Origin of the sequence: Shewanella sp. SG44-6 (genome assembly GCF_014164185.1) — a bacterium.
Classification (GTDB): Bacteria; Pseudomonadota; Gammaproteobacteria; order Enterobacterales; family Shewanellaceae; genus Shewanella; species Shewanella vesiculosa.
On sequence record NZ_JACJER010000145.1, the window covers coordinates 1 to 10,553 of the forward strand.

10 protein-coding genes are annotated in these 10,553 nt (G+C 39.9%); 2 read left to right on the top strand and 8 right to left on the bottom strand.

The window, feature by feature from the left end; genetic code table 11:
• Positions 1-124: 124 nt before the first annotated feature.
• The 6 genes from H5185_RS18815 to htpX form a co-directional block, all read right to left on the bottom strand.
• The gene (locus H5185_RS18815) at positions 125-790 is read right to left on the bottom strand and encodes a DUF3047 domain-containing protein (RefSeq protein WP_182742856.1); all 666 of its coding nucleotides are present in this window, start codon (positions 788-790) and stop codon (positions 125-127) included.
• A gap of 112 nt (positions 791-902) precedes the next feature.
• Complete coding sequence (locus H5185_RS18820) at positions 903-1,304, bottom strand: GFA family protein (RefSeq protein WP_182742857.1); 402 nt, start codon at positions 1,302-1,304, stop codon at positions 903-905.
• 145 nt (positions 1,305-1,449) lie between these two features.
• Positions 1,450-2,274: a M23 family metallopeptidase gene (locus H5185_RS18825; protein WP_259396258.1), complete on the bottom strand. Its 825-nt coding sequence runs from the start codon at positions 2,272-2,274 to the stop codon at positions 1,450-1,452.
• A gap of 126 nt (positions 2,275-2,400) precedes the next feature.
• Entirely contained in the window at positions 2,401-3,273 is an 873-nt protein-coding gene (locus H5185_RS18830) for a 6-carboxytetrahydropterin synthase (RefSeq protein WP_124016041.1), read from the bottom strand.
• Positions 3,274-3,980: 707 nt separating this feature from the next.
• On the bottom strand, positions 3,981-6,497 hold the full coding sequence (locus tag H5185_RS18835) for a bifunctional diguanylate cyclase/phosphodiesterase (protein ID WP_182742859.1): 2,517 nt from the start codon (positions 6,495-6,497) through the stop codon (positions 3,981-3,983).
• A 300-nt stretch (positions 6,498-6,797) separates the two neighbouring features.
• Positions 6,798-7,661: a protease HtpX gene (gene htpX, locus H5185_RS18840; protein WP_124016043.1), complete on the bottom strand. Its 864-nt coding sequence runs from the start codon at positions 7,659-7,661 to the stop codon at positions 6,798-6,800.
• Between the two features lie 267 nt (positions 7,662-7,928).
• On the opposite strand from htpX, the gene pepE reads away from it, so the two are divergent.
• Positions 7,929-8,636, top strand: coding sequence for a dipeptidase PepE (gene pepE / locus H5185_RS18845; protein WP_182723874.1), 708 nt, complete (start codon positions 7,929-7,931; stop codon positions 8,634-8,636).
• A 164-nt stretch (positions 8,637-8,800) separates the two neighbouring features.
• On the opposite strand, the gene H5185_RS18850 is transcribed toward pepE, so the two are convergent.
• Positions 8,801-9,223, bottom strand: coding sequence for a VOC family protein (locus H5185_RS18850; RefSeq protein ID WP_182742860.1), 423 nt, complete (start codon positions 9,221-9,223; stop codon positions 8,801-8,803).
• Between the two features lie 102 nt (positions 9,224-9,325).
• Here H5185_RS18850 and soxR point away from each other — a divergent pair, with 102 nt between their 5' ends.
• Positions 9,326-9,772: a redox-sensitive transcriptional activator SoxR gene (gene soxR / locus H5185_RS18855; RefSeq protein ID WP_182742861.1), complete on the top strand. Its 447-nt coding sequence runs from the start codon at positions 9,326-9,328 to the stop codon at positions 9,770-9,772.
• 163 nt (positions 9,773-9,935) lie between these two features.
• On the opposite strand, the gene H5185_RS18860 is transcribed toward soxR, so the two are convergent.
• Positions 9,936-10,382, bottom strand: coding sequence for an Hsp20 family protein (locus tag H5185_RS18860; RefSeq protein WP_124016047.1), 447 nt, complete (start codon positions 10,380-10,382; stop codon positions 9,936-9,938).
• Positions 10,383-10,553: the final 171 nt, after the last annotated feature.

The following is a 10,553-nucleotide window of genomic DNA, read 5'->3' on the forward strand; positions in this document are numbered from 1 at the left end:
CGCAGTGCATTATTGCTAGTCATTAAGTCATTAAGTCATTAAGTCATTAATGACTAGCAATAATGCACTGCGAACCATTGTATTTATTGAATTTATTTTATGTAAACAGCTAATTAATAAGTTTCTAATCTTCACTAAATATGATGTCTGCATAATAAGATTCAGCTTGTTTACCACTGTTATCTGTGTCGGTCATTATCGCGATGATATCGATGTATTGATAGGCTTTACGATTAGCGGTATCACTGCCTTTATCACCAAAGGTTTCAATCAAGTCTTGGTATACATTGCGCTTTTGTGGATACCATCTGCCCTTCTGCGCTTCCTGACCTCTAATAGAGAGCATTTTAACACTTGAGCCAGCAAAAGCGTTGTCCCAAACCAAGCCCTGATCTTGATTACTCGACCAAACGTAGTTTAATGATTTGGTATTCCACACCATAAAACCACCATCAATAACCACATAAATTCGAGCAACAAAGTCGTCGCCTTTTTTACTGCGCTCATTTAACTGCAGCAGTTGCTTTTCGACGAGCCAACTCCAGTTGAGGTAAGGCGTTACCATAAGATCAATTTGGCGTTCTAACACTAATCCTGACGCGGCATTATGACTAAGTGCTTTTAGTGCCAAACGCCCTTTATACTCAACGATGGAGTAAATTGATTTACCGGAAAACACTTTAGGGTGCCACTTATCTATGCCCTTTTCACTTAATGACGTCAGATTGATAGTAGCATTCACGTTCAAACACACGATGACGCTCATCAATAATATAAACCATCGCAGCATTGCGATCTCCTATCATAACACTCAGTCACATTACGTCTAAAGCTGACAAAATATTACCATTAATAACCAATGGAGATATCCATGATAATTACTGGCTAATATGGACGTAATATTAAACATTCCGATCGGCAGGATGATTGATACCATCGCCAGTGACAATGTGACCTAACTCAAATGGATTAACACCTTCTAAACACCCAATATTAAAGCCATATTCAGTTGGGTTTGAACGTCGTTGATGATGAGTGTAAATACCGCAGAGTGAGCAAAAATAATGCTTTGCAGTATGAGTATTAAATTGATAAAGCCTCAACACATCTCGACCTTTTACCACTCGAATACCATCCAGCTTAACGGAAGCAACAATCGCCCCTTTTCTACGACAAATTGAACAATCGCATCGTCTCGGATTTTCAAGACCATTGGGTAGCGTAAGTTCAAGTTCAACAGCACCACAATGACATGTGGCTTTGTGTTTCAGTTGGATCTCGATGTTGCCAACTCGCTTTATCATAACTAGCTTCCTTTATGCAGTAAGCAGAAAATAGTGAGTCGCGCAGCTGAAGCTATAGCTCAAAGAGGCATAAATAATGCTCTACAGATACCCGTAAAGCTGTTGGTTATAGAGTCAAAAAGGCTCTGACTCTATACAGCAAACACTACTTAGTCGATTTCTGAGCGGCTAACACAGTCGCCATAGACGGCACAATCGATACAGGGTCTAAGCGCATTTGGAACCAGTTTAAGCGCCAATCTAAATGTGGCCCAGTCACTCGGCCTGTCGCGCCAATTTCAGCGACTTTATCGCCTTGCGCTACTTTGTCACCCACTTTTAAATACAGTTTACTTAAATGTAAAAATGTTGAGCTCACCCCATAGCCGTGATCAATAATCACAGTGCCACCAGAATAAAACATGTCGGGTTCAGCTAAGGTTATAACGCCGTCTGCAGGCGCAACCACTACAGTGCCTGTTGGGCGGGCAACATCGACCCCAAAATGTGGATTTCCGGGTACGTCATTGTATATTCGCTGACTACCATATACCCCTGAAATTCTGCCTGTTACAGGCCAAATAAAGGTTTGCATAAATGCATCTTGCTGACTAAATAAGTCTCTGGCTGCACGAGTCTGTTTAGCATCTTTAGCAGCCCTCGCTTGAGCGACGGGATCTGGTTTCATTATTTTCTGGCTTATGCCGGTGACCCGATCAATTTTGTAGTCTCTTGCGGCTATTTTTAACGGCTTAATTTCTGTTAATCCGTCTGGGTAGATCACTTTAAATACTTGGTCTTTTTTCGCGTCTCTATCAAACCCTATAGCAAACTGACCGTCTGGGGTGACTTTTACTGCTTGATCATTCAACAAAACCTTACTGCCGGCTGGCACAGCCCCGCGCACTAAAGCACCTTGTTCAAACTGGCCTTGAAAGGTCACAGCGGCAAACGAATTAGCCGTTAAGCCACAAAAGCTGACCACCAGCATTGCTGCAGTTGATATCAATTTTAAAATGGTATTTTTTAATAACATAATCGAAACGCATTCCTTGTTAATCGCGACAAAAAGATAAAAAAAAGGGCCACCTTAAGGCAGCCCATTAATAATACTTGATTAACCCCTTACCGCAATGGCCCCTTTGCCAATACCTTCGTAAGCAATCACTTTAAAATGACTTTTAGGCTCTTTACTGGCCAATGTCTTTGCCATGTATTCAGCAAGCATCTCAACAGTAGTGTCGTGAGGAATTAAGTCACAGCAATGCTTAGGCATTGCTAATTGAAAATCACCTTGAGGCGCAACATAATGAAAACCATAGTGTGTTTCGTCGCTGATTTTAGTCTGCTTAGACAATTCTAGGGTTTTTACCGACACTAAATCCTCTTCGGTGCCGAGGTAAATGTCATGCCAACGTTCTGCCCAATATTGGTCCCATTTGGGCTCTGCAATACCATTTTCAAATACCGTTACTGGGCTACGATGACCATGGGCAATCCGCTGACAGTTGCCGTCATGCTTGCGTAATCCGTGGCTGTAATGGTAAAACGGGGTATCGAGCACTTCGCTGCGTAATGTGAGGCTGATGCCTTGGACATTTTCCGGTAACACTTCACGTAAGGCTTTCTTCAAAAAGTCATTGACGCTTTCATAGTCAATCACTTCTGAAGGAATAAGCGCAAATGCTTGTGAAGGACAGGCTAAATGTATGTCACCTTTGTCACTGCTAAAATCCATCCAAACACGGTCGCCCTTCTGCTGCCAGCGCACTTCGCTACAAGCAGTAGGGATTAACAGGCGATGATCGGCTACATCATCAATGGTGTTTTTGATGATGCGTTTAACCTTGCCAAAATCGAGCACCATATTTTGCTCATCCAAGCCACCATCTAATAGCACATCGACAATCCAGCTTTCACCAACCATGCCTCGAACAGGACAAAGGTAAGAAAAATCGATTACAGTTAAATCTTTTACAAACAGTTGCATTAATGCTCCTAGGCAGAAAAACAGTCCACCTCAGTATAAATGTATTCCTAACGGCGCATGCCAGTGGAAGGTCTATCTTACGTGATCAGCATTTATCCGACTATCAACTCTTAGTCTAATATTCACGGGGGAATTACCACATGCTATTCGCAATGAGTCATAACCCGCCAATCGATTCAATGCCAGTAAAAGGTCACGTTGATACTCTAAATGATATCAACGACATTCTAAACAAAAGCCAAGCTATGAGCGAGTAAACATCGAAGATAAATGTAATAAATTAGTCTAATCGCAGTAATAGACCTGAATCGAGATAAAAGCTTGCGAGGGGAATCACGACACCCAAAGGAGGAGGATGTTTTAATGTAGTGAGCAATGAATTAATGCATTTACATAAAACATTAACTAGGATCTTTTTATCTCAGGTGATCACAGGTTGTTCGAGATAAACGGTTTATTTTATATACCAGAGCAGCGCAAATGTTGGATGACAGAGACCAAGCTTCTAACAGACTAATAAATTGCCACAAAATGACTCTATAAACACGTTTAGCTGATGCTTCAAGCACTATTTATAATGGTGATAACACCGAAATGGCCAACTGTGATTCAACATCGGTGAACCTAGATATTTACGCTTAATGCAGTACTAAAAGTCGTAATGTTAATGACAAAGCAGCTTACACACTCTGTAAGCTGCATTTTTGTTACTTTACTTTAATTTCATTAGGTAAATTGCTGTTACGGATCGTAGGTAAAAACTCGTTAAGATCTTGTGGTAGTCGCGGTTTGCTATACAGATATCCTTGAACCAAATCACAGCCATTAAGCCGCAAAAAATCGGCTTGTTCGACGGTTTCCACCCCTTCTGCAATAATCTGTAAATTCAGGGCATGACCCAATGCAATTACCGCCTTAGCTATGGCGGTGTTATTGGTATCATGAGGAATGTCTCGCACAAATGATTGATCGATTTTTAGCTTATCAATTGGTAACTTTTTGAGATAATTCAGAGAAGAGTAACCTGTACCAAAATCGTCGATACTCAAGGCTATTCCCATAGCACCTAATAATTTCAAATCACGAATAATTGCATCAGGATCATTCATCATACAAGATTCGGTGACCTCTAATTCCAAATGTTTCGCAGGTAATCCCGTTTCTAATAAAATAGAACGTACTTTATCGACAAAATCATTCCTTTGTAGCTGTAAGCTCGCCACATTAACGGAAATACGTTCAAATGTTTTGCCTTGTGTTAACCACTCTACCCCCTGCAAACAGGCAGTTTTTAATACCCATAAACCAATGTCCCAAATCAAACCAATCTTCTCGGCTAATGGAATAAATTCAGCAGGAGAAATTTGACCTAGAGCCGTATCGTGCCAGCGAATAAGGGCTTCAAAACCATTTGGTTTTAAATCGGATAGCTTAACCTTTGGTTGATACATTAAATAAAAATCTTCATTAACTAATGCTTGATGCAATGCCGTTTGCAGTTTTAATTGTTCTGCTGCTTGTTTGGTCATGGACTCGGTATAAAAAGCGTAATTATTTCGCCCATCCAATTTAGCACGGTGCATAGCGGAGTCAGCATTTCGTAATAAGCTGTCATGGTCATCGCCATCACTGGGGTAGATAGCAACGCCCATACTGGCAGTTAGCCTTACAGATTGAGCATTATCCAGTATAAACGGACGCTCAAACACACTGCGAATGCGATCAATTGATGAGGTGACAGAATCTGTCCCCATAATACTAGGCAGCATGATGACAAATTCATCGCCACTTAGACGGGCTAATACATCAAAATCGGATAAGGCGTAAGATAAACGTTTAGCTAACTCAACTAAAATTTCGTCGCCAATAACATGACCTAGACTGTCATTAATGTGCTTAAAAAAGTCGATATCTAAAAACACAATCGCCAGCTGCTTTTTGGCCCGATGAGAGTGATTAACCTCTTGCTCAAGCAATGACATAAATTGCATTCTGTTTGGGAGCTGTGTCAGCGGGTCAAAATAGGCTAAATTTTTTAATTTCTCTTCATTTTGTTTTTGAGCAGAAATATCGGCAAATACTGCCACATAATACTGAATGATATTTTGTTTATCTAAAACGGCACTTATAGTGATCTTTTGTGGAAATATCGCCCCATGTTTGCGACGATTCCAAATTTCACCATGCCATTTACCTTGAACAAGTAACGTATTCCACAAACGCTCAAAGAAGCTTTTTGGATGACGACCGGAATTAAGTAATCTCGGATTTTTACCTAATACCTCTTCACGACTGTAACCCGTTATATCAGTAAAGGCTTGGTTAACTTCAGTAATATTTCCATCACTGTTGGTTATCACTACACCTTCTACAGCATTTTGAAACACACTCGCGGCTAGAATAAGTTGTTCTTCAGCCTCTTTGTGCTTGGCAATATTACGGGTCATTCCAATAACCCCAGTCAATTTGCCTTGAGCATTACTAATTGGGGCTTTAATGGTTTCGAGCCAGACTTTATTAAAGTTGACGTCGACTTCTTCACATTCAGACACCACTACGGAAGCTCCGCTATTGATGGCTAATTTATCGCTCTCAATAAATTCATTTGCAGTGCGTTGATCAAATAAATCAAAGTCGGTCTTCCCCAGAATTTGATCTTTTGATTTTCGCCAAGCTCTCTCAACACTTTTATTACATGAAACATATTGCCCATTGGTGTCTTTTACCCAAATATGCTCTTCAAAAGCATCAATAAAGGATTGTAAATCAACATCAAGAGACACTGGCTTACTCGCATGAGAATCGATCGTTAATGAGCTTATATAATAGCGGATTGCATTACTTAACATATCGGCTATGCGTATTTGCATAGCCGATAAGGCTTGACTTAATACCTCTTCAGACGGCGGCTTCTCTTGAGTGCTAAAGCTTATCACGCCAATAATAGTGCCTTGGGCTGAACGAATAAGTTTGTGGTAGACACACGAGTGCTGATCGAGGGTGGTGACATTATGCGTGAGGGTCGCTTTGAGATGTTGTAATACACTAGACTCATGCTGTTGCTGGGTATTTTTATCAATATTTTGACTTGTGCAAATAACATCAATACTCAGTTCAATATTGGCCTGATAAAAAATGATAGCAAGACGAAACTCGGCAGAAATATCGTTTATTTCTAGCTGCCATTCTCTTAATTGCGCTTGAGAAATAGCTTTTTTCAGCATATCAATTTCCTGAATAGTGTTGGTTGACTCATGTTCTTATAAGCATATTTGTATCCATTAAGAGTATGCTTATCGACATTATTTGCAATATTATTGCGAGATCAGATCATATCTGAAACTATCCTATTGGGTGTGATAAAACAACAATATGTCATCGATTAGAGTGATTAATGCAATAACCCACTACAAGTAACCGATTAAAGCTCCCAATTCAATCATTCCTAATGCATATAAAACAAAAAAGGAGCCCAAAGGCTCCCTTTCTATTTTACCGACATAAACCCGATAATTTTCTGAATATTAGCTATTTTTCAGTGCCGCAATACGTTTTTCTAATGGAGGGTGGCTCATCATTAGCTCAGCCATTGAACGTTTACCGTTAATCCCAAAAGCCGACATTTGAGCTGGCATAGCACCAGATTCAGGACCTTGGCGTAAACGCTCTAACGCAGCAATCATTTTGCCTTTACCTGCTAATCGCGCCGCCCCTTCATCGGCCTTAAACTCACGAATACGTGAGAAGTAAGCCACAATCATTGAAGCTAAAATGCCAAACAACATATCAAGCACAAATACCACAGCCATATAAGCAAACATGCCTAGGCCTTCACCTTCTTCATCATTGCTAGAAACAAAATTGTTAATAATGCCAGCTACAACACGTGCAGCAAAAATAACAAAGGTGTTCACGACGCCTTGGATTAAGGTTAAAGTCACCATATCGCCGTTTGCCACATGGCTGACTTCATGTGCAAGTACGCCTTCAATTTCATCTTGAGTCATGCCATAAAGCAAACCTGAACTCACTGCGACTAAGGCATTGTTTTTACTTGGGCCTGTAGCAAAGGCGTTCATTTCAGGTGACTGGTATATAGCAACTTCAGGCATCTTAATACCAGACTTTTCAGCTTGGCGTGCAACTGTTTCAACTAACCAACGCTCCATATTATCACGAGGATGGGTGATGACTTCGCAACCCATGGTTTTCTTGGCCATCCATTTTGAAATGGCTAAACTGATAAACGAACCACCAAAACCAAAAATGGCAGCAAATACTAACAGTCCACCCATTGTTGAGGTATTAACCCCAAGAATAGACATTACAATTGAAGCAACCAGTAATATGGCAAAGTTGGTTGCGATCAACAAAAATATACGCTTCATTTAAGCTCCTGTATGGCAAAAGTGCCGATTTTTCATTGTTACTAAAGACATAATATGTCCAAAAAATTTAAATTCAAGCTTAGTTGTATTAAAAAAAATTTATACTCTTTTATGAGCTGACAAAACAGTGACTTGAAATTCAAGCGAGCTGAGTCTAGGGAGGTTTGATTAATTGAAACTGAAAAATAACCGCCAGAAACAAACTCAGTGTCGACAATGGTTAATCTTTGTTAAACTGTCGAAAACAATGAACAAAAAGGACTTTTTATGACCATTAATGCGTTAATGCTGAGTGCTTCACGCGTCGGTGACTCTGCTTATTTAACTCATGCTGTCGAGCTTATTCGTCCATTAACCCAACCTGGGCAACAGTGGCTATTTATTCCCTATGCGGGAGTCAGTGTTAGCTACGATGAATATTTGACAAAAGTACAGACTGCACTTGAACCACTGTCAATAACCATTAATAGCATTCATCAATTTGCCGACCCAAAACAAGCAATTCAAGATGCGGCCGGAATTTTGGTTGGCGGTGGTAATACATTTCAATTACTTAACGAATTATATCGTTACGACTTAGTCCATTTAATCCGTGAACAAGTACAAAGTGGTATGCCGTACATTGGCTGGAGTGCTGGCTCAAACATTACTGGAGCCAGCATTCGTACCACCAATGATATGCCAATTGTTGAACCACCATCATTTACCGCCTTAGGTATACTGCCGTTTCAATTAAATCCGCATTACACTAATTACCAGCTGCCGGGTCATAATGGTGAAACGCGCGCGCAACGCTTGTTAGAATTTACCTTAGTTGATCCTTTAACGCCGGTTATCGGAATCCAAGAAGGCAGCGCCCTATGGCGTCAAGATGAAACATTACGGTTAATTGGCAATGAAGTAGCTTACTTATTCCATGGTAAGCAACAAGAAGTAGAGATAGCGGCTAATAGCGATTTATCTGATTACTTATAATTGAGCTATCTGTACAGATACTTATCGATAACTTACTAAAATCCACTAAACCTAAACCATTGAGCTTTATCTATAAGCTCAATGGCAGTTAATGTTGAGTGATTGGCCATTAAAAGTTACTGGCGACTGTTTGCTGATTAATACTTAGTATGAACAGTTACTAGTTACTCAGTATCATACTGATTTCGTTCACTAGGTATGTCGGTTAAGTATTCAACAAATTCGACTTCAAACCCGTTCGGGTCTATAAAGTAACGGCTTTTATAAAAAGGGTCATGACCACCGATGATCGCCACCTCAAAACCGACCAAGGCCAATCTTGCCACTAATGCATCAATATTATCGACTACATAGGCAAAGTGTGCCAAACCTAATGCATTACTTTTGAGATCGCGAGCTTTCCCTGTCCCCGAATCATTTAACGACAAATAATGATAATCATCACCAAAATGTAGCCATTTTCTTGGTGTACCATGCCAAATAGCTTCGCCACCACCACGCACTCGCCAATGCGGAAATGCGGCTTTATAAAATACTAATGACTCGTCTAAGTCATTCACTACTAAATTTAAATGTTCTAATCGCATCTCTTATCTCCTTATTAATAATTCAACACAGCTTAATACCTCAAGTTAACTTGAGGTAAAGGATTATTTTTGCCAAAATGATAAAAAATAGTTGGAATAATAATGGAAGCAGAATTAAGTGTTGGCCAAGTTGCAAAGCGTTGTGGGATCAATGTGTCCGCTATCCACTTTTATGAACAAAAGGGCTTAATCAGTAGTTGGCGAAATCAAGGCAATCAACGTCGTTATGCACGAGACGTTATTAGGCGAATATCGCTCATTAAAGCGGCGCAGCAATTAGGGATATCACTGGATGAAATACACCTTGCTTTCGCGAGTCTACCCAGTGGAAGAACAGCGACTAAAGAAGATTGGACTGATTTATCGAATGCTTGGAAACAATCACTAACCCAAAGGATTATTAAGATGCAAAAATTAAAAGACTTATTAGAAGGTTGTATTGGTTGTGGTTGTTTATCGATGAAAAACTGTCCACTGTATAATCCTGATGATTTGCTCGCTAAACAAGGGCCAGGACCGGTGCTATTAAACAACCAAGACACAGAATAACGATTAGACTAATAAATTTTGAACACAAAAAAGCCTAGTGTAAAAAACTAGGCGTAAGCAATAAGCTAAAAATGGGGGAGTGAGATAACACTAAAGGTTGTGAATATGGCTTAAATATTAGATTACACTTAAGCCACATATACACCAAGCTAACAATAAAGGTTTAGCCGAGCGTGTTTGTTGCGACAATATCAATTTTACGTGGTTTCATCGCTTCTGGAATTTCACGAATCAAATCGATATTGAGTAAACCGTGTTCTAAGTCCGCGCCAATCACTCGCACATGATCAGCTAGTTGGAAAGTGCGTTCAAAGCCTCGTTCAGCAATGCCTTGATGTAAATATTTTCGTTCGTCACTTTTAGCAGTCTTATTGCCTTTAACTAACAATTTTTCGCCTTCGCTCATGATATCTAATTCAGGCATAGAAAAACCTGCAACAGCCATAGTGATCCGATAACGGTTTTCACCTAAAAGCTCAATATTATAAGGAGGATAACCAGTGTTAGCATTATTGGCTGCTGCATGTTCAGCAAGTTGCGCTAAACGATCAAAACCAATCGCACTTCGATAAAGAGGAGTTAAATCTGGAGAAATATTAAAATTACGCATGTTCATACCCTTGTCTAAAGCAATATGTAAAGATGACCACTATTTATGTTAGTGGTGTTACGAGTTTACAGTCCTTCCGGCACTGTGTTAGCAAGTTTACTGAAACCTCAATCGAGCATTTCGTTAATCGTTCCTGCTACATAATTATATATATGGATGACTGAAAATATA

Bases quoted from the DNA above. Each gene is read 5' to 3' on its own strand.
- H5185_RS18815 (WP_182742856.1), bottom strand. From the start codon at position 790: ATGCTGCGATGGTTTATATTATTGATGAGCGTCATCGTGTGTTTGAAC.
- H5185_RS18820 (WP_182742857.1), bottom strand. From the start codon at position 1,304: ATGATAAAGCGAGTTGGCAACATCGAGATCCAACTGAAACACAAAGCC.
- H5185_RS18825 (WP_259396258.1), bottom strand. From the start codon at position 2,274: ATGCTGGTGGTCAGCTTTTGTGGCTTAACGGCTAATTCGTTTGCCGCT.
- H5185_RS18830 (WP_124016041.1), bottom strand. From the start codon at position 3,273: ATGCAACTGTTTGTAAAAGATTTAACTGTAATCGATTTTTCTTACCTT.
- H5185_RS18835 (WP_182742859.1), bottom strand. From the start codon at position 6,497: ATGCTGAAAAAAGCTATTTCTCAAGCGCAATTAAGAGAATGGCAGCTA.
- htpX (WP_124016043.1), bottom strand. From the start codon at position 7,661: ATGAAGCGTATATTTTTGTTGATCGCAACCAACTTTGCCATATTACTG.
- pepE (WP_182723874.1), top strand. From the start codon at position 7,929: ATGACCATTAATGCGTTAATGCTGAGTGCTTCACGCGTCGGTGACTCT.
- H5185_RS18850 (WP_182742860.1), bottom strand. From the start codon at position 9,223: ATGCGATTAGAACATTTAAATTTAGTAGTGAATGACTTAGACGAGTCA.
- soxR (WP_182742861.1), top strand. From the start codon at position 9,326: ATGGAAGCAGAATTAAGTGTTGGCCAAGTTGCAAAGCGTTGTGGGATC.
- H5185_RS18860 (WP_124016047.1), bottom strand. From the start codon at position 10,382: ATGCGTAATTTTAATATTTCTCCAGATTTAACTCCTCTTTATCGAAGT.